Raw genomic sequence first — 18,380 nt, forward strand, 5'->3', positions numbered from 1 at the left:
CCGGCGGATGTCCCGCGCCCGCGTCGCCCGCATGACTAGGCTCGTCTGCGTGACCGGCTCAGCTGCGCTCTTCACCGACCGATACGAACTGACCATGGTCGATGCCGCCCTGCTCGACGGCACCGGCAACCGCGAGAGCCTCTTCGAGGCCTTCGCGCGCCGCCTGCCCGACGGTCGCCGCTACGGCGTCGTCGCCGGCACCGGGCGGCTGCTCGAACTCATCTCGCAGTTCCGCTTCGGCGACGCCGAGCTCGAGTGGCTCCGCGAACACGAGGTCGTGCGGCCCGCGACCATCGACTGGCTCGCCGACTACCGCTTCGGTGGCGACATCTGGGGCTACCGCGAGGGCGAGGCGTACTTTCCCGGCTCGCCGCTGCTGACCATCCAGGCCACGTTCGCCGAGGCCGTCATGCTCGAGACCATCGTGCTCTCGACGCTCAACTACGACTCGTCGGTGGCGAGCGCCGCCGCGCGCATGGTGTCGGTCGCGCTCGGCCGCCCCATCGCCGAGATGGGGTCGCGCCGCACCGGTGAGCGCTCGGCGGTCGCCGCGGCCCGCGCGGCCTACATCGCCGGATTCGACGCGACCTCGAACCTCGAGGCTGGTCGGAGCTGGGGCATCCCGACGATGGGCACCGCAGCGCACGCGTTCACGCTGCTGCATGACAGCGAAGAGGCCGCGTTCCACGCCCAGGTCGAAGCCTTCGGGCCGAAGACCACGCTGCTCGTCGACACCTACGACATCGCCAAAGGCGTCGAGACCGCGGTGCGCGTCGCCGGCACCGGACTCGGCGCGGTGCGCATCGACTCGGGCGACCTGCCCACCGTCGTGGCAGCGGTGCGGCACCAGCTCGACTCCCTCGGCGCGGTCGACACGCGCATCACGGTCACGAGCGACCTCGACGAGTTCACCATCGCCGGCCTCTCGGGCGCACCCGTCGACGCCTACGGGGTCGGCACCTCGGTCGTCACCGGTTCGGGCCACCCGGCCGCGGGAATGGTGTACAAGATCGTCGCCCGCCGCGACGACGCCGGTGAGTGGGTCTCGGTTGCGAAGTCCTCGACGTCGAAGGCGAGCGTCGGCGGGCGCAAGAACGCCGCTCGCCGCCTCGACTCCACCCGCACCGCGCGTGAGGAGCTCGTGTTCGTCGGCGACGGGCCCGACGGCGAGGCAGAGTTCGAGGCCGGTGACCGGTTGCGTCCGCTGATGGTGCAGCTCATGTCGAAGGGCGTGCCAGACCCCGCCTTCCTCGGGCACGACGGCACCGAGGCAGCGCGAGCGCACCGAGCCGAGGTCATGCAGGAACTGCCGATCGAGGCGTTCCGCCTCGGCCGCGGCGAACCCGTGATCCCGACGACCTACAGGTGAGCGTCGGGCGGTCGACGCAGCCCAGCCGACAACCAGGGGGTTTCGCCGATGCAGGTGGCGCGTCAGGCGCTGCGCGGTGGTCCGCTCGCCCGAAGGGGATCCGGACGAGGCGGCAGACAGTTCTTTCGCTAAGGACCGGAGTGGCCGCACTGGCCGTCATTCTTGTGGCCGAGCCACGCCGGGCTGGAGAAGTCCGTGAATCCCTTCGTGACGGCGCGCACCGACGCGAGGTCACTGTTCGTGGAGTGGTTCCCGACGCCCGGGGTGACGCCAGGGGGATCAGCCACGTCTCCGAGTGGGTGGTGCTCGTTGGCCGTATCGCTCGCGCAATCGACCGACTCAACGATGGGGTGAATGGTCGCATAGGCCGGTGCCGCCAAGCCCAAGGTTGCGATGAACGCAATCACCCCGGCTGCCGCTGCCTTCCTCGTGAGAGACATCGTGGTTCCTCCCTTCGGGATGCGAGCACGGAGGTCGCACTCAGGGCCCATTAACCTCCGATCTCCGCGCCGCCACAAGGGCTCGACGTGTGAGCAGGGTAAACGGCAGACGCTTGCGCACGCGGCGCAGGCGAACCCTGGCGCACCGGAGGCCGACCTCAGCGGCGTCGCGAGCTACTCGGCCTTGAGGCGTTCGTAGATCTCTTTGCAGGTCGGGCAGACCGGGAACTTCTCGGGGTCGCGACCCGGGGTCCACTTCTTGCCGCAGAGCGCTTTCACGGGCTTGCCCGTGAGTGCCGACTCGAGGATCTTCTCCTTCTTCACGTAGTGCGAGAAGCGCTCGTGATCACCGGGTTCGATCGCCTCGTCTTCGAGGAGCTTCTCGAGCTCGCGGTCGAGAACCGACGTGCCGCCCCCGGGTGCATCGGGGTCGGCGATGCTCATACGCACGGTGTGGATCATGCGCTCGATTCTACGCGGGACTCACGCGCGCAGCGCCGCCGCGAGCATCTCGGGGCCGCGCGCATCGAACACCCGGCCGCCGTACCAGACCCCGAACGCGAGCACGAGCGCTCCGAGGCCGACGCCGGCCGCGAAGGATGCCGCGTGCCACGCCGGGTCGACGAAGAGCCCGAACGCGCCGAACACTCCAGCGGGGAGCGCGATGAGCAGCGCGCCGAACATCGCCAGCGACTGCACGAGCGCGGTGATGGTGCCCGACGACTGCGGCTGCTGGAACGGGCTGTCGCCCGGCTTGACGACCGGGTACGGAAGTCGCGCCGAGGTGATCGAACCGATGCCGAGGCCGCCGAGCAGGAGCGCGGTGCTGACGCCCAGGAGCGACGGCAGCAGACGCCAGTCGTTCAGGATGAACACCGTCACCGCGCTGCCGAGCCCGATCACGATGATTCCGCCGATGAGCACCGGGATGAGTCGCCCGATACGGTCGGAGGTTCCGCGAACGCCCGATGCGACATGCAGCCAGATCGCCGTGGAGTCGTAGGCGACGTCGTTGTGCAGGCTCCAGCCGAGGAACAGGCAGACGAGCGGCACCGGGATGAGCCACAGGTAGAACTGCGGAACGCCCGCGAGCGCGAGGGGGATCATGACGAGCAGCGGCGCGATCGGAACCATGACGAACGACACCCAGTAGCGGGCGTCGCGGAACCAGTAGGTGAGGCCGCGCGCTGCGACGGCGCCGGTCGCGCCCTGGGGCATCCGATCGAACCAGCCGAGCCCGCGGTAGCTCCGCGACGACGCCTCGCGCCCCGGCGTCACGAGCATCTTCGCGACGAGCGCCTGCCAGGCCAGCCAGATGAGCCAGAGGGTCGCCGCGGCGATGAGGAGTTTGAGGATCGACGCACCCCATTGCCCTTCAGCCGCATCGCCGGGCACGGCGAATGCGGCGCCGAGCGGGGTCCAGCCGAGCACGTCGGCGATGCTGCCGAGCAGGGTGAGCCCGGAGTTCGCCCAGTCGAGCGTGGCCAGCCCGACGACGATCGGCGCGGCCATCACGATCAGGAGGACGCCGACAACGCCCATCACCTCGCGTGAGCGCCGCGTCGCGAGCAGGAACGACGCGAGCGACGTGGTCACCCGGGCGATCAGGAGGCAGGTGCCGAATGCGAGTCCGGCCGCGAGGATCGCGAGCAGGGTCTCGGCGACGCCGCGCGACCACGTCACGACGGTGCCGAGCAGCACGATCGCGAGCACGAGCGCCGGAATGCCGACGAGCGCGGCGACGGCGAGCCCGAGCGCGAGGGTGCGGTCGGGCAGCGCGAAGAACGCGAAGCGCCGCGGGTCCATGGTGTCTTCGCTGCCGAACACGAGCGGGAGCACGATGAAGCCGACCACGGTCGCCGAGCCGGCCACGATGAGCGCGTCACGGATGATCGCGACGTCGTCGACGAGGCGCAGCCCGACCAGGGTGAAGAAGAGGAGCGCCGCGAGGCCGAGGCCGTAGATGAGGCCGACGACGATGCCGACGACCTGCCACGTGCTGCGACGGAAGATGTTCGCCAGTAGGCGCAGTTTCAGTCTGAGAAACTGTGCAACCATTCCATGCCTTCCGCAGCCTTGCGCCCGCCCGCGAGCTCGACGAACCGGTCTTCGAGAGTCTGCCCCGCGCGCACCTCGTCGAGGGTGCCCGAGGCGAGCACCCGTCCGCCGACGATGATCGCCGCGGAGTCGCAGACCCGCTCGATGAGGTCCATGCCGTGACTCGAGAGCACGACGGTTCCACCTCCGGCGACGTAGCGTTCGAGGATCTCCGTGAGGTTCGCCGCCGAGACGGGATCCACCGACTCGAACGGCTCGTCGAGCACGAGCAGCCGCGGCGAATGGATCATGGCGCACGCGAGCGCGACCTTCTTCGTCATGCCCGCCGAGTAGTCGGCGACCAGCCGGTCGACGGCGTCTTCGAGGCCGAACGCGGCGATGAGGTCGGCGCTGCGCTCATGCACGGTGCGCGCGTCGAGGCCGCGCAGCACGCCCGAGTAGTAGAGCAGCTGGGCGCCCGTGAGCCGATCGAAGAGCCGAAGCCGGTCGGGCAGCACGCCCGTGGCACGCTTGGCGGCGCGGGGGTCGGCCCACGCGTCGATGCCGTTGATGCTGACGGCGCCCGCGTCGGGACGCAGCAGACCCGTGACCATCGACAGCGTGGTCGTCTTGCCGGCGCCGTTCGGGCCGACGATGCCGAAGAACGACCCGGCGCGCACGTCGAGGCTGATGCCGTCGACGGCCGTATTCTCGCCGAAGCGCTTCACGAGCCCGGTGATCGACAGCACGGTCGGAGCGTCGGGCGCCGGTGCCGCGCGTGCGACACGCAGCGTGCGCTTCTTGCGCGGCGCGGTCTGCTTCGGCGCGGGAATGACCGCCACCGCCTGCGCGGCGGGTTCGGATACCGCTTCGACGGGCTGCGCCTCCTCGACGGGCGGCACCTCCTCGACGGGCGGCGGCACCTCGTCGACGGGCCGCACCTCCTCGACGGGCGGCGGCACCTCGTCGACGGGCTGCGGCACCTCGTCGACGGGCTGCGGCTCCTCGACTCGCGGTGCCTCCTCGACGGACGGTGCTGCGACCGCGGCTTCTGCGGCCGCAGCTGCGGCCAGCGCTGCGGCGGTCGCTCGGTCGATGGCGTCGGATCGTGCGGGCGGTTCGGTCGGCGCGGTCTCTGCCACCGCGACGATGGCGTCGTCGACGTCGATGGGGTCGTCGACGTCGATGGGGTCGTCGACGTCGATGGGGTCGTCGACATCGATGGGGTCGTCGACATCGATGGGGTCGTCGACAACCACCGAGTCGTCGACGACGGGGTCGGGGTCGGCGACCGACGCGTCCTCGGCCCGAACCTCGGCGTCGATCACCGGAGCCGCCTGGGGGTCCGCGTCCGGCTCGACAGCCGCAACCTCGACAGCCGCAACCTCGTCGGTCACAACCTCGTCGGTCGCGGTCGGAGTCTCGGGCGCGGGCGCCGTCTCGGTTTCGGCTCGCGGCGTTCGCTCGGTGGTGATCTCGTCGATCTTCGATCCTGCAACGGCACCGGGGATGACGGGAGGCTCGCTCGCGGCCGCGGCGATCGTCTGGTCGGCGGGGCGCTTCGCGGGCCGTTCGGCCGCGGTGGTGTCGGTCGTCAGTGCCGCGGCGGTGCGCTGCTGACGCTGCGCCGACGCGGCCGTCGTCGCTCGGCTGCGCGCTGCGGGCGTGCTCGCCGTGCTCCTCGTGGCGGAGGCCCTGGATGTGCGGGAGGCCTTCGCCGCCTCACCGCGCGTCGCTGCGGCGCCGGCTGACGCCGAACGCGACGCGGGCGTGCGCTTCGACGCGGGCTTGGGCGTGTCGGCCTCGACCTTCTCAGGTGTCGCCGCGCTCTTGCGCGCGGCCGTCGCCGCCTTGGCCGCCGCAGTCTTCGCCGCTGCGTTCTTCGCGGCCGCAGCGGACTTGGCCGTGCTGGTGCGGGTGGAGCCGGCACGAGCCGTGCTCGCAGGGCTGGACGTCGTCGACGTCGCGTCGCCGGTCGATGCCGAGGTGTCACCCGCCGTCGCGCCACCCGCGGACGCTCTCGTCGAGCGCGGCTTCGCGGTCGGCGACTTCGCGGAACCCGACTTCACGGCCGACGTCTTGGCAGCCGTCGATCTCGCCGTACTCGGCTTGGCGGCCGGAGCCTTCGCGGCGGCCGGCTTCGCAGCAGCCGGCGTGGTGTCGCCGGGCTTCGCCGCACTCGACTTCGCGGCGCTCGACCTGGCCCCGCCGGACCTCGCCCCGCCGGACCGCGGCGCGCGGGACTTCGCCGCGGCGGTGCGCGGGCTCGATGCTGAACTGCCGGCCTGACCTGACCGGGATCCCCGCTGGTCGGACACCCCCGTGCCAGTGCCTTCGGCAGCCTCGTCGTCGTGATCAGGGCGCGAAACGGAAGTCACCCAAGACAACCTACCAATGACGGGCTGCGAATCGCTCGAACCACGGCGGGACGAACGGCTCAGTAGGCTGGGCATCGTCTGTGCGAAGTATCACAATCGCACTACGACCACGCTTGCGCGCTCGTGAGCCGAGCGAGTCCCCCGGTATCCTGATCTGCGGCATAACGGCGTGTCCACATGTGAACTTCCGGGTGAACTGCAGGCGAACTCTCCAGATCGAGAGCGCCGCGGCGGGTCATCCGCACCACCGAAGGAGATGCAGTGACCACCCAGATCGTGATCCTCGCAGCCGGCATGGGAAGCCGACTCGGGCGTTCCCTCCCGAAGCCGCTCACCGAGCTCAGTGACGGCCGCACCATCATGCGCCAGCAGTTCGACAACATCGAGCACGCGTTCGGCGCCAACGCCAACGTGACCATCGTCGTCGGCTACAAGCTCGAGCACATCATCGAGGCGTTCCCGCAGGCCTCGTTCGTCTACAACGAGGAGTACGACCAGACGAACACGTCGAAGAGCCTCATGCGCGCCCTCGCGGCGTCGCAGTCGGGCGGCGTGCTGTGGATGAACGGCGACGTGGTCTTCGATCCCCGCATCCTCGACCGGGCGCTTCCGTTCATCGCGCGCGACCAGTCGTTCGTCACGGTCAACACCTCGAAGGTCTCCGACGAAGAGGTGAAGTACACCACGAGCGCCGAGGGCTACATCAAGGAGCTCTCGAAGACCGTCAAGGGCGGGCTCGGCGAAGCCGTGGGCATCAACTACATCGCGAGCCGCGACAAGGCCACGTTCCTCGCACACCTGCAGCGCGTCGGCGACCAGGACTACTTCGAGCGCGGCCTCGAGCTCGCGATCGAGAAGAACGGCCTGCTCATCGAGCCGATGGACATCTCCGACCTGTACGCGGTCGAGATCGACTTCGCCGAAGACCTGGAGCGCGCGAACCACTTCGTGTGACCTGCACCACAGCACGCAGCGACACAGCACCCATACGAGAAGAGCGGATGCCCCGGGGCATCCGCTCTTCTCGTACATTCGGGCCGCTCAGGTGAGGCTGCGGGCGACACCCGCCCGGCTGAGTGACGCGGCGATGACGCGGCCGAGCCAGGTGAAGACCACCGGACTCAACGCGAAGAGCGAGAGATAGAGCAACCAGAACCACGGCGCGTAGTGTTCGGCGCCGAGGGCGATGAACGTGCCGGCCGCGAGCACGAGGCCCGACCCCGCTGCGGCGATGTAGTAGAGCCAGGGCGACCAGGTGCGGTAGCGGGTCACGAAGAACGGCAGCTCGAGCAGCGCGCCGACGAGGAGGCCGGTGGCGAGGAAGCGCAGGATCCACTGCGGCGCGAACGCCGCGCCGACGAGGCCGGCGATGAATCCGGTGAGGATCCCGACACCGGGGCGCTTCAGCAGCGCGAGCGCGACCGCGCTCGGCAGGAAGTGCGAACCGATCGTGACGCCGTAGAGCATCGGGGCGATTCCCGCGACGAGTCCGGCGAAATAGCCGGCGCCGGCGGCGAAGAGTCCGCCGCCGACTCCGATGGCCGCGCAGCTGAGGATCACGCGGGTGCTGGTGGCGCGCACGACGCTCCTTCCGACTGGGCTCGGCAGGTCGCCACCCGTCAGCTTCAAATCTACCCCGGCTCGGCATCTACGATGAGAGGCGTGATGAGCACGGCAACTGTCGCGTACGGCGAGGCGCATCCGCTGCAGCGCACACCGCTGGCGCGGTACCGGCATGCGCTGTGGCTGCTCACGACGCGCGACCTCAAGGTGCGGTACTCGACGTCGGCGCTCGGGTACCTCTGGTCGGTGCTCGACCCCCTCATCATGGCGGGCATCTACTGGTTCGTGTTCACGCAGGTCTTCCAGCGCCCGGTGGGCACTGAGCCGTACATCGTGTTCCTGCTGTCGGCGCTGCTGCCGTGGATGTGGTTCAACGGCGCCGTGTCGGATTCGACGCGAGCGTTCCTGAAGGATGCGAAGCTCATCCGCTCGACGAAGATCCCGCGCACGATCTGGGTGAACCGCATCGTGCTGTCGAAGGGCATCGAGTTCCTGCTCGCACTCCCGGTGCTCGCGTTGTTCGTCATCGTGTTCTATGTCATCGGCCTCGGGGCGTCGGTGCACTGGGAGCTGGCACTGTTCCCCCTCGCGATCCTGCTGCAGGCGATCCTCACCGCCGGGATCGCGCTCATCGTGGCGCCGCTCGTGGTGTTCTTCCGCGACCTCGAGCGCGCCGTGAAGCTCGTGCTGCGCTTCCTCTTCTACGCCTCCCCGATCATCTACGGCGTCACCGACCTGCCCAGCGAATTGCACTTCTGGGCGGCGTTCAACCCGCTGTCGGGCATCTTCGGGCTCTATCGGGCCGGCTTCTATCCCGACGAGCTCGACTGGTTCAACGTCGCGATCGCAGCCGTGATGTCGGTCGGGTTCCTCGTCGCGGGGCTCTGGGTGTTCCGTTCGACCGAACGCCAGGTGCTGAAGGAGATCTGATGACCGCATCGACCGCCATCGCACCGGTCACGCACGCGATCCGCACCGAGGGTCTGGGTGTGCGATTCCGGCGCAACCGTCGCGGCCGCCGCTCGTTCAAGGACCTGCTCGCGGGTCGACGGCGCCGGACGCGTCCCGGCGAGTTCTGGGCGCTGCGCAACGTGTCGATCGAGGTTCGCCCCGGCGAGGCGATCGGCGTCGTCGGCCGCAACGGCCAGGGCAAGTCGACGCTGCTGAAGCTCGTGGCCGGAGTCATGCTCGCCGATGAGGGCACCGTCGAGGTCTCGGGCGGCGTTGCGCCGCTCATCGAGATCACCGGCGGCTTCGTCGACGACCTCACCGTGCGCGACAACGTGTACCTCACCGCGGGGCTGCACGGCATGACCCGGTCGCAGATCGACGCGAAGTTCGACGAGATCATCGGCTTCGCCGACATCGGCGACTTCCTCGACACCCCCTACAAGCACCTCTCGAGCGGGATGAAGGTGCGCATCGCCTTCGCCGTGATCTCGCAACTCGAAGAGCCGATCCTGCTGGTCGACGAGGTGCTCGCCGTGGGCGACAAGGCGTTCCGCGAGAAGTGCTACCGGCGCATCGACGAATTGCTCGCGAGCGGCCGCACGCTGTTCTTCGTGTCGCACAACGAGCGCGACCTTCGGCGCTTCTGCTCGCGTGGCCTCTACCTCGACAAAGGCGCCCTCGTGCTCGACGCGCCGATCGACGAGGTGCTCGACCGGTACAACGCCGACCACGGGACATCCGCATAGCAGGTCATCGCATGCGCAGTTCGCACCGAGCGCGGCGCAGCGCGCCGTCGACCTCCCAGCTCGCGAAGGTGTCGGCGCCTTCGGCACTGAGGCCGTGGACGACGATGATTCTGCTTCTTCGTCACGGGTCGCGTTCGGGACGGTGACGATGTCTGCCCGGGTTCGGTTCGCCGACCGGGGCCACCGGATCAGGCCGCAGCCGAGTCGCGCGGAGGATCGGCGAAATGTTCGGGTTCGCTCAGGTGCACTCGCCCGGCCGGACTCGTCCACTGGATGCGCCCGTCGGTCAGCTGCTGTACGCGCCAACCCGTGTGATGTTTCAGCCGGTGATGCTGACGACAGAGATGCGCGAGATTCCGATGGCTCGTGTGCCCGGCGTGCTGCCAGTCGCGGGTGTGGTCGATGTCGGACTCGACAGCCCGACGCGTGCAGCCGGGGAAGCGGCAGCCACCGTCGCGGATGCGCAGGTAGCCGGCGAGGTCGCTCGGTACACGGTAGGTATCGCGCCCGTACGAGAGGTAGGCACCGGTCTCGGGGTGGGTGAGGATGCGGTGGAACGACGGCGCGTGCGACGCAAGGCGACGCGCGGTCGCGGCATCGATCGGCCCGAGTCCATCGAGCTCGCCGGGCTCATCGTCGAGACCGAGCAGGGTGAGCACGGGAACGGTGACGTAGACCTCGGGGCGAACGGCGCCGAGGTCTGGCATCGGATCATTCGCATCGGCCGCTGATCGACCCAGCAGCAGCGACACTGCGCAGTCGACCTCGCGCTGTCGAACGGTGCGCGGGTCGTCGCCGGGTGCACGCAGGGCCAGCCGCCTCATGAACGCGACGATCGCGGCGCCTCGTTCAGCCTCGATGTGGAGGTGCAACCACGCCATGTCGTCATGTTCGGGTTCGAGCGCGATGTGCCGCTCGGTACGAGCCGCCGCATGTCGTTCGACAAGGTCGATCGGGTGAAGCCGCTCGCGCAGCCGACGTGCTGCCCGCCGAAACGCCGGCGGCGTCATCTTCGCCGCCTTGTCGAGTGCCGATGCTTCGAACTCGGTCCGTCGCGGCTCAGGCAGCGTGTGCGCGGTGTCGAGCAGCTGCCGAACATGGTGGAGTCCGATCGTGCCCACCGCGAGGGCGTCGCGCGTTGCAATGAACCGCGTGTCGAGCTCGGTCGCGTCGTGAAGCATACGACCCGCCGAGCGCTCGTGAACCCGCAACGTCGTCGCCAGTTCGGCCGCCATCGCCCGACGCACGAACTCGTCGTCGTCGCTTCGGTTGCGCGACGGGTGCGACTCGATCGCGTGCATCAATCGGTGCGCCGCGGCCACCTGTCGCATCTGTTCTGCCTGCGCCGCGCGGATCTCGCGCTCGAGCCGCTCGATGACGACGAGCACAGCGTCGAGCGCGGCCTCGGGTGCCGGCGCCGGCTCGGGCGGCTGCGGTGTCGTCATGCAACGAGTCAATCACCACCCTCTGACATACAGGTCGCTATGAAACAGCCGATCAAGCACCATTTACCCTGTGGATAGCACCGCCCGAAGCGCACCTGTGGAGGACGAGTCCGATGCCCCAGTGCGAGCGAGCCCGGCTGAGTCAAACGAGCTGTCGCTCCACGCCCGATCGAGTTCACCACCCATCTCGCGATGCTCGGCGTCGACGAGCAGCAGGTGCGCGCCCAGCGTACGGGCGCGCGCCTACCGCTCCAGAGATCGACCGCGTTCCACCAGTCGGCTCACGTATCATCGCCCCATGCCCGAACGTGTGCACAAGATCACCTCGTTGGGATCCGAAGCGCCCCAAGAGTCCGGCCCCGACACCGCTGCCGGCCCCGGCGCCCCCCGCCCCGACGAAGGCCGTGCGCACGGCGTGGAGCGCGCCATCGACCTCGCCCTGTCGGTGCAGCGACCGGTCGTCGTGGCTCACCTGCGGGGCATCCGCCGGCGCGTGCCGAACGCGACGCCCGACCAGCTCATCCGAATCCTCGAGCGACGCTACCTGACCGCGGTCACCACGGGCGGCGCCGCCGTCGGCGCGACGGCGGTGATCCCCGGGATCGGCACCGGCGTGACCCTCGCACTGTCGGGAGTCGAGACCGCCGGGTTCCTCGAGGCCACCGCACTGTTCGCGCAGTCCGTCGCCGAGGTGCACGGGATCCCGGTCGACAACCCCGAGCGTGCCCGCGCACTCGTGATGACCCTTATGCTCGGCCAGGAGGGCAGCGACCTCGTGCGCCAGTTCGCCGGGCAGGCGACGGGAACGGGAACACCGCTGAACACCTACTGGGGCGAGCTCGTGACCAACACCCTGCCGAAGGCGATGATGGGAACTGTCGTCGACCGCCTGCGAAGCGTGTTCATCAAGCAGTTCGCGCTTCGGGGCGGGGCGGGATTCATCGGCAAGGCCATCCCGTTCGGGATCGGCGCGGCCATCGGCGGCATCGGCAACAACGTGCTCGGGCGGCGGGTGCTCGTGCAGTCGCGTCTCGCGTTCGGCCAGGCGCCGATGATCCTCCCTGTCGATCTCGAACCGCGCGGCGACGAGACCATGCTCGTGGCGACCGGCAAGCGCGTCGCTCGAGCGGCGGGCGCCGTCGGCGGCGCCGTCGGCCGGGCGGCGAAACGTCCGTTCGGGCGGTTGGCGGCCGGGCGGACGGATGCGGCCGCCGAAAGGTCGGCAGACGGCGACCCGATCGGCGACGATTCGGATGCCCCGGGGCTGAACGGTCGCTGACGGCGGCCAGGCCCGCTGCGACCGCGCTCAGCCGACGGCTTCGGCGTCCTCCTCCTCGACGTCGGCCTCGACGTCGTGGTCGTCGATCTCACCGTCGCCGGCGTGCAGCGCCGCGAACCGCTCCCACTCGGCCATGAGGTGGTCGATCGCCGCGTGGAACCGCTCGGTCGTGACTCCGGGCGTCGTGTCGCCGAAGTACCGCTCGACCCAGAACCCGAGCCGCGCGAGCGCGTCGGCGTCGTGGGCGACCTCGTCGACGCGGGCGACCATGGTCGCGACATCCGTGGCTTCGAGCCACTCGCACGCCTGCAGGTAGCCGCCCCTGTCGATCTCGGCGGCCGGATTCACGGGCCGCGTGATCAGCAGCGGCTTGCCTGCGGCGAGGCGGTCGTAGACCATCGCCGAGATGTCGACGATCGCGACGTCGGCCGCGGCGAGCTGCCAGCCGAGCTTCGGCCCGCTGTCGAAGATGTGCTGCGCCGACGCGTCGGCGGCGTTGGCTGCGGCGAGCGCCGCGATGATCGCCTCGTTGGCCGCCCCGTAGGCGGGATCGACGACGCCCGAGCGCGGGTGGGGGCGGTAGATCACCCGGTGGCGACCGGTGGCGAGCAGTCCGCGCACGAGGTCGACGCCGTGCGACGCGATCGATCCGTAGGCGGCGGCGTCGCGGTCGCCCTCCCAGGTGGGCGCGTAGAGCACCACGTCGCGGTCGTCGGGGGTGTAGGGCAGCGGCGATCCGTCGAGGTAGTGGTCGGCCTGCGGGCGGCCGATCGGGATCGCGCGCTTGTCGAAGTCGTAGTCCCACAGCACCTTGTCGAGCCGTGCCCGCGCCGCGTCGCCGGCGATCAGGGCGTAGTCGTAGGCCTTGAACTGGTTCGTGGTCATGTACATCTTGTCGGACTCGCCGTGGTTGATGAACACGTGCCAGCGGCGCCCGTAGCGCATCATCTGGAAGTTCTTGGCGTTCTGGTTCACGTACAGGATGACGTGCAGGTCCTGCTCGTGGATCACCCGCTCGAGATCGGCGACGCGGCGCACGTAGGCGACCGGCAACGGCGATTCCTCGAGCAGCTTCAGCGCCGCACCCGAGGCGCGACTCAGGATGAGCACCGGGTGGCGCTCGGCCAGCGCGACGAGCGGGGCGTACCACTGCCGCAGCTGGTAGAGATTGACCTTGCCGTCGGCGAAGTACACGCCGACGCGGAAGCGGTGTGGCTCGAAGTCGGGCCGGTCGGCGAGCTTGACGCCGAGTGCCCGCTGCGCGCGGCGCGACCACATGATGTCCTTGGCGAGCTTCACGGCGCGACGCGCGTCTTTCCTCAATCCCACCGTCCAAGGGTAACGACTCAGACGATCGGCGGCCGCCCTGCGCGGGTCATGCGCCATACGGTGCGCCACGACATCGGGTGACGCTCCCCCGGGTGCTCGCGCCATCCGGCGCGCCAGCCGCCGAACCACGCCTTCAGGGCCGACGGGTTGCGCGCCCAGCGCAACACCTGGATCGCGGTCCACGAGCCGACGTACAGCGGCACGAGCACGGCCGGCAGGTTGCGTCGCGCGAGCCACACCCGATTGCGGGCGTTGAGCCGGTAGTAGTAGTCGTGCCTGGTCTGGTCGATGACCGGATGCCCCGCCTCGAGGTCGCCCGCGTACCACGCGACGTGGCCGCTGTCCCAGACCCGCCACGCGAGCTCGATGCCCTCGTGGGCGTAGAAGAACGGGTCGGCCCATCCCCCGGCCGCGTCGAAGACCGGGCGCGGCATCAGCACGGCACCCTCCCAGCACGAGAACACGTTGCTCGAGTGCGCGGCATCGCCCTTGCGGATGCGCGGGATCCACCGGCGCGGCGAGACGAGCCCGGTCGGATCGACGACGCGGGGCTGGATCAACCCGAGCTCGGGCCGATCGGCGAGCATGCGGCATCCGTCGGCCAGGAACGCGTCGCTCGGCAGGAACGCGTCGTCGTCGAGGAAGAAGAGCACGTCGCCCTCGACCTCGGGAACGCCGCGGTTGCGACCGGCGGGGATGCCGAGGTTCTCGGGCAGGTGCAGCGTCTTGACGCCCGCGGGCAGGGGCGGCTCAGCGGTCGCGGGGTCCCAGCCGTTGCCGACGCACACGATGTCGGTCGCGACGCCGCGCTGGTCGAGCACGCTGCGGATGCCCCGTGCGAGGTCGTCGGGCCGAGTACCCATGGTGAGCACGACCACACCGACGTGCGGCGCCTCGGAGGTGCGCTCGGCGCGCGACGGGTCAGGACCGGCCATGATCAGGCGCGAACACGGCGCGACGCCATGATCGCGACGAAGTGTCCGATCACGGCCAGCACCGCGAGCGGCAGCAGTACCGCGACGACCGCGCGGTCGACGAGCGGCTGGCCGACGAACAGGCCGACGACGGCCGCAACCAGGGCGATGAGCGTGAGCTCGACGGAGTGGTACAGGCGATGGAACGGCACGAACCGGGCCGCCTTGCGCAGCGCGGCCACGAGCCCGCCGCGGGGAGCGGTCTCGCCGTGGGTGTCGGCGAGCTTCGGCAGGCCGGCGTTCGCGCGGGCGACGTGCACCATGTCGTTGAGCGCCTTGTTGAGCACGATGACGAGCGCGAGCAGCGCCGCGAGCGTCGTCCACAGGAAGTCGGCGGGGAACTCGAGCGGGTAGGCGGCGGCGCGGATGCCGAGCGCGAGCGGGATCAGCGCCTCGGTCGAGTAGTGGCCGACCTTGTCGAGGAAGACGCCCGCGGGCGACGAGGTGCGACGCCAGCGCGCGACCTCGCCGTCGCAGCAGTCGACGAGCATCTGCAGCTGGCCGAGCACCACCGCGAGCAGCGCACCCCAGATGCCGGGGATCAGCAGCGCCGCGGCCGTCGACCAGCCCACGAGGATCATGAGGCCCGTGACCCCGTTGGCCGAGATGCGGGTCTTCAGCAGCAACCAGGTCAGGTACGGCGAGAGGTTGCGCAGGTAGAGCGAAGCCGTCCAGTGCTCGGCGTTGCGGCGGCCACGCACCTCGGGCGGTTGGGTGACCGCGCGAAGCTCGGCGATGCTCGACGGCCTCGTCGTGACCGGTTCGGCCTGTGACATCCGCGTCACCTTCCCGTGTGCCTTGCGATGTTGCTCGTCAGTGAGAGGTAGCCGAGCACGAACCCGACGCCCCACGAGACGTGTATGCACGGCAACACTACGAGAAACCGGGCGGCGGTGCTGGCGCCACGGCCGCGTGCGGCGACGAGCGTCGCGACGACGACGAAGAGCAGGTAGACGAACGGGATCGCCAATCCGACGAGCAGCCACGGCGTCGCCCCGGCGAGTGCCTGGATGACGCCCCCGATTCCGGCGAGCAGGCCGAGCACGACGCCGACGACCATGAGCGGCGGGATGAAGTACCGGATGCCGTTCGCCGCGGGGAAGCGCCGTGCGAGCTCCCCGCGCCACAGCCCGGTCGAGAGCATCTGGCGCGCGAGCCGGTCGAAGTTCGAGCGTGGACGATAGGTGACCGCGAGCTCGGGGGTGAACCAGACGGTGCCGCCGGTCTCGCGCAGGCGGCGGTTGAGCTCCCAGTCCTGGCCGCGCTTGATCGTCTCGTCGAACAGTCCGACGCGCTCGAGCGCCTCGCGGCGGAACACCCCGAGGTACACGGTCTCGGCCGGCCCCTCATCGCCGCCGACGTGGAAGGCCGAACCGCCGAGGCCGACCCGGGTCGTGTAGGCCAGCGCCACCGCGTGCTCGAACGGCGTCTCGCCGCGCGCGTCCATGATGCCGCCGACGTTGTCGGCACCCGTGCGCTCGAGCGTTTCGACCGCGATGCGGGCGTAGCCGATGGGCAGCATCGAGTGCGAGTCGACGCGCACGACCACCGGATACTGCGCTGCTCGGATGCCGATGTTGAGGCCGGCCGGGGTCGACCCTGCCTCGTTCTCGAGCACCCTGATGCGCGCATCGCGCGATGCGAGATCGGCGACGAGTTCATTGGTGCCGTCGATCGACGGGCCGAGAGCGATGAGCACCTCGACGGGACCCGAATAGTCCTGCGCGAGGATCGACTCGACCGCCGCACGCACGTGCGTGGCGTCGTTGAGCACAGGCATGACATAGGAGACGCCGACGAGTGACGGGGAGGCCGTCTCTGGGTGGTGCTCGGGCATGTTCCTCACTCGTGCTGGGGTCGATCGAGCCTAGCAGCCGAGGGGCGCACCGACGCCGAAGGCCGAGGTCGCGCGGACCCCGGCCTTCGGCGTGCGATCTGCTCGCGCGGCGATCAGCCCTCGAACGTGTCGAGCGTCACCTGCACGGTCTGCGACTCGCCATCGCGGGTGAACGTGATGTCGGCCTCGGCACCGCCGGGCAGCGCCCGCACCTGCGCGGTGAGGTCGGTCTGGTCGGTGATCGGAACGCCGTTGAACTCGGTCACGACGTCGCCGGACTCGAGGCCGGCCGCCGCGGCCGCGCCGTCGGGCGAGACCTCGGAGATGAGCGCGCCGACGACGTCGCTCGACCCCTCGGCTTCGGCGGAGGTCACCGTCGCACCGAGCAGGCCGTGCGTGGCCGACCCGTTCTCGATGATCTCGTCGGCGATGCGCTTCGCGAGGTTCGAGGGGACCGCGAACCCGACGCCGATGTTGCCGGCCTCGGCGCTCGCGCCGCCCGCCGACAGGATCGCGACGTTGACGCCGATGAGTCGACCCTCGGAGTCGACGAGTGCGCCGCCCGAGTTGCCGGGGTTGATCGCAGCGTCGGTCTGGATGACCGGCAGTGCGACCTGCCCGGAGCCACCGCTCGGCGCCTGCTGCTGGGACTCGCCGCCGTCGGGGTTCGGCAGGTCGAAGAAGAAGTCGAACGGGCTCTGCTCGGACCCGTTGCCCTGGTCGCCCTGGCCGCCCTGGCCGCCCTGGGAGTCATCGGGAGTCGTCGGCGCCGCGGACGACGCGACATCGATCGAGCGGTTGAGCGCGCTCACGATGCCGTTCGTCACGGTGCCGGCGAGGCCGAGCGGGGCGCCGATCGCGATCGCCGTGTCGCCGACGTTCAGCTTGTCGGAGTCGGCGAACTCGAGCGGCGTGAGCCCCGAGGCGTCGACGAGCTTGATGACCGCGAGGTCGCTCAGCGGGTCGGTGCCGATGAGCTCGGCCTGGTAGAGGTGCCCGTCGTTGGTCTTCACCTGGATGGTCGGGTCGCCGGTGGCGCCGTCGAGCGTCACGACGTGGGTGTTCGTGAGCACGTAGCCGTCGTCCGAGAGGATGATGCCCGAACCCGTGCCGGCACCCTGGTTGCCCGCGACCGAGATCGTGACGACGCTCGGGCTCGCCTTCGCGGCGACCGCGGTGATCTGGTTCACGGACTCGGAGTCGTTCACGACGATGTTCTGCGCCGATCCCGCGGACTCGCTCGAGGCCGGGCTCTGGTTGCTCGTGATGAGCGCCGTGATGCCGGCGCCCGATGCTCCGCCGATGAGGGCGGCCGCGACGATTGCCGCGGCGACGCCGAGGCCGACCCTGCGCGGCTTGGGCGCGGCAGGTGCGGATGCCCCGGGCGCGGTGCCGTTCGGAACGCCCGCCAGCGGCGCCGTGGGCTGGGTCTGCGTGGCCTGGGGACCGCCGAACGCGGGCGGCACCTGACCGGGCAGAGGCCCGGTCGTGCCGGCAGCAGGGGCCGGAGCGGCCTGCTTCGTGTACTGCGGTGCGTGGTAGGGCTGCGGTGCCTGGCCCGGCTCGTACACGGTGCCGGTCGCGGGCGGCGCGGCCGGTGCGGCGGGCGCGGGAGCGGCGGGCACAGCCGGTGCGGCGGCCTCGACCGGAGCAGGAGCCGCGGCAGGGACATCCGCTGCCGGAGCCGCCGGCGTCTCGGCGACCGGTGCCGCCTCGGGGGCCGGTGCCGTCTCGACGGCCGCCGGTGCCGTCTCGGGGGCCGGTGCCGTCTCGGGGGCCGCCAGTGCCGTCTCGGGGGCCGGTGCCGCCTCGGGGGTCTGGGCCTGCGCCGGGGCGGGGGTGGTCTCGGTGACGTCGCCGTCGCGGGGCTCCCCCGTGGCGCCGTTCGTGGTGTCAGTCATGTCTGCTCCTTCCAAAGCCATGCCAGCATCCCGCTGCAAGCTGTGCACGCGATCGGCGGAGTCTATGACTCTGCTATCTGCGAGCGGTGATTCCCCCGAACACACGGAACCCGCTTCACCACGGCCCCGGG

Annotated in this window: 16 protein-coding genes; 6 read left to right on the plus strand and 10 right to left on the minus strand. The window is 70.2% G+C overall.

Features of this window, described 5'->3' with window-relative positions; translation table 11 throughout:
- The first annotated feature begins 94 nt into the window (after positions 1–94).
- On the plus strand, positions 95–1,369 hold the full coding sequence (locus LQ757_RS10035; protein ID WP_372459653.1) for a nicotinate phosphoribosyltransferase: 1,275 nt from the start codon (positions 95–97) through the stop codon (positions 1,367–1,369).
- A 614-nt stretch (positions 1,370–1,983) separates the two neighbouring features.
- Here the strand turns inward: LQ757_RS10035 and LQ757_RS10040 are convergent.
- Genes LQ757_RS10040 through LQ757_RS19560 form a run of 3 tightly spaced genes read right to left on the minus strand, consistent with a single transcriptional unit; the run spans position 1,984 to position 4,637 of the window.
- Positions 1,984–2,271: a DUF3039 domain-containing protein gene (locus LQ757_RS10040; protein WP_372459643.1), complete on the minus strand. Its 288-nt coding sequence runs from the start codon at positions 2,269–2,271 to the stop codon at positions 1,984–1,986.
- A 21-nt stretch (positions 2,272–2,292) separates the two neighbouring features.
- Entirely contained in the window at positions 2,293–3,867 is a 1,575-nt protein-coding gene (locus LQ757_RS10045; RefSeq protein ID WP_231047066.1) for a hypothetical protein, read from the minus strand.
- Entirely contained in the window at positions 3,843–4,637 is a 795-nt protein-coding gene (locus tag LQ757_RS19560) for an ABC transporter ATP-binding protein (RefSeq protein WP_231047342.1), read from the minus strand. The genes LQ757_RS10045 and LQ757_RS19560 overlap by 25 nt, the downstream gene beginning before the upstream one ends.
- An 874-nt stretch (positions 4,638–5,511) precedes the next feature.
- Between LQ757_RS19560 and LQ757_RS10055 the strand changes: the two genes are divergently transcribed.
- Together LQ757_RS10055 and LQ757_RS10060 are read left to right on the plus strand one after the other, a co-directional pair.
- Positions 5,512–6,135 (plus strand): hypothetical protein, encoded by a 624-nt coding sequence (locus LQ757_RS10055; protein WP_231047067.1) that lies wholly within the window; start codon positions 5,512–5,514, stop codon positions 6,133–6,135.
- Between the two features lie 350 nt (positions 6,136–6,485).
- The gene (locus LQ757_RS10060) at positions 6,486–7,178 is read left to right on the plus strand and encodes a phosphocholine cytidylyltransferase family protein (protein ID WP_231047068.1); all 693 of its coding nucleotides are present in this window, start codon (positions 6,486–6,488) and stop codon (positions 7,176–7,178) included.
- An 87-nt stretch (positions 7,179–7,265) separates the two neighbouring features.
- Here the strand turns inward: LQ757_RS10060 and LQ757_RS10065 are convergent, their stop codons facing one another.
- Positions 7,266–7,805, minus strand: a complete 540-nt coding sequence (locus LQ757_RS10065; protein WP_231047069.1) for an ECF transporter S component — start codon at positions 7,803–7,805, stop codon at positions 7,266–7,268.
- A gap of 84 nt (positions 7,806–7,889) precedes the next feature.
- Between LQ757_RS10065 and LQ757_RS10070 the strand changes: the two genes are divergently transcribed.
- Both LQ757_RS10070 and LQ757_RS10075 read left to right on the plus strand, forming a co-directional pair.
- The gene (locus LQ757_RS10070; RefSeq protein WP_231047070.1) at positions 7,890–8,717 is read left to right on the plus strand and encodes an ABC transporter permease; all 828 of its coding nucleotides are present in this window, start codon (positions 7,890–7,892) and stop codon (positions 8,715–8,717) included.
- Positions 8,717–9,484, plus strand: a complete 768-nt coding sequence (locus LQ757_RS10075) for an ABC transporter ATP-binding protein (protein WP_231047071.1) — start codon at positions 8,717–8,719, stop codon at positions 9,482–9,484. Before LQ757_RS10070 ends, LQ757_RS10075 begins: the two co-directional genes overlap by 1 nt.
- A gap of 188 nt (positions 9,485–9,672) precedes the next feature.
- On the opposite strand, the gene LQ757_RS10080 is transcribed toward LQ757_RS10075, so the two are convergent.
- Entirely contained in the window at positions 9,673–10,929 is a 1,257-nt protein-coding gene (locus LQ757_RS10080; RefSeq protein ID WP_231047072.1) for an HNH endonuclease signature motif containing protein, read from the minus strand.
- Positions 10,930–11,227: 298 nt separating this feature from the next.
- Here LQ757_RS10080 and LQ757_RS10085 point away from each other — a divergent pair, with 298 nt between their 5' ends.
- Positions 11,228–12,208 carry a hypothetical protein gene (locus LQ757_RS10085; protein WP_231047073.1) on the plus strand — a complete coding sequence of 327 codons (981 nt, stop codon included), beginning with the start codon at positions 11,228–11,230 and terminating at the stop codon, positions 12,206–12,208.
- A 27-nt stretch (positions 12,209–12,235) separates the two neighbouring features.
- Here LQ757_RS10085 and LQ757_RS10090 read toward each other — a convergent pair whose 3' ends face one another.
- From LQ757_RS10090 to LQ757_RS10110, 5 genes are all read right to left on the minus strand, one after another.
- Entirely contained in the window at positions 12,236–13,537 is a 1,302-nt protein-coding gene (locus tag LQ757_RS10090; protein ID WP_231047074.1) for a CDP-glycerol glycerophosphotransferase family protein, read from the minus strand.
- Between the two features lie 17 nt (positions 13,538–13,554).
- Positions 13,555–14,472, minus strand: a complete 918-nt coding sequence (locus LQ757_RS10095) for a glycosyltransferase family 2 protein (protein ID WP_231047075.1) — start codon at positions 14,470–14,472, stop codon at positions 13,555–13,557.
- A gap of 2 nt (positions 14,473–14,474) precedes the next feature.
- A complete protein-coding gene (locus tag LQ757_RS10100) occupies positions 14,475–15,287 on the minus strand; it encodes a CDP-alcohol phosphatidyltransferase family protein (protein WP_231047076.1) in 813 nt (270 codons plus the stop codon).
- Between the two features lie 5 nt (positions 15,288–15,292).
- Positions 15,293–16,348 (minus strand): glycosyltransferase family 2 protein, encoded by a 1,056-nt coding sequence (locus LQ757_RS10105; RefSeq protein ID WP_231047077.1) that lies wholly within the window; start codon positions 16,346–16,348, stop codon positions 15,293–15,295.
- A gap of 113 nt (positions 16,349–16,461) precedes the next feature.
- Positions 16,462–18,249: a S1C family serine protease gene (locus LQ757_RS10110; RefSeq protein WP_231047078.1), complete on the minus strand. Its 1,788-nt coding sequence runs from the start codon at positions 18,247–18,249 to the stop codon at positions 16,462–16,464.
- Between the last annotated feature and the right edge of the window lie 131 nt (positions 18,250–18,380).

Source organism: Agromyces cavernae (genome assembly GCF_021044935.1).
Classification (GTDB): Bacteria; Actinomycetota; Actinomycetes; order Actinomycetales; family Microbacteriaceae; genus Agromyces; species Agromyces cavernae.

Bases quoted from the DNA above. Each gene is read 5' to 3' on its own strand.
- LQ757_RS10035 (WP_372459653.1), top strand. From the start codon at position 95: ATGGTCGATGCCGCCCTGCTCGACGGCACCGGCAACCGCGAGAGCCTC.
- LQ757_RS10040 (WP_372459643.1), bottom strand. From the start codon at position 2,271: ATGATCCACACCGTGCGTATGAGCATCGCCGACCCCGATGCACCCGGG.
- LQ757_RS10045 (WP_231047066.1), bottom strand. From the start codon at position 3,867: ATGGTTGCACAGTTTCTCAGACTGAAACTGCGCCTACTGGCGAACATC.
- LQ757_RS10070 (WP_231047070.1), top strand. From the start codon at position 7,890: ATGAGCACGGCAACTGTCGCGTACGGCGAGGCGCATCCGCTGCAGCGC.
- LQ757_RS10075 (WP_231047071.1), top strand. From the start codon at position 8,717: ATGACCGCATCGACCGCCATCGCACCGGTCACGCACGCGATCCGCACC.
- LQ757_RS10080 (WP_231047072.1), bottom strand. From the start codon at position 10,929: ATGACGACACCGCAGCCGCCCGAGCCGGCGCCGGCACCCGAGGCCGCG.
- LQ757_RS10085 (WP_231047073.1), top strand. From the start codon at position 11,228: ATGCCCGAACGTGTGCACAAGATCACCTCGTTGGGATCCGAAGCGCCC.
- LQ757_RS10095 (WP_231047075.1), bottom strand. From the start codon at position 14,472: ATGGCCGGTCCTGACCCGTCGCGCGCCGAGCGCACCTCCGAGGCGCCG.
- LQ757_RS10100 (WP_231047076.1), bottom strand. From the start codon at position 15,287: ATGTCACAGGCCGAACCGGTCACGACGAGGCCGTCGAGCATCGCCGAG.
- LQ757_RS10105 (WP_231047077.1), bottom strand. From the start codon at position 16,348: ATGCCCGAGCACCACCCAGAGACGGCCTCCCCGTCACTCGTCGGCGTC.
- LQ757_RS10110 (WP_231047078.1), bottom strand. From the start codon at position 18,249: ATGACTGACACCACGAACGGCGCCACGGGGGAGCCCCGCGACGGCGAC.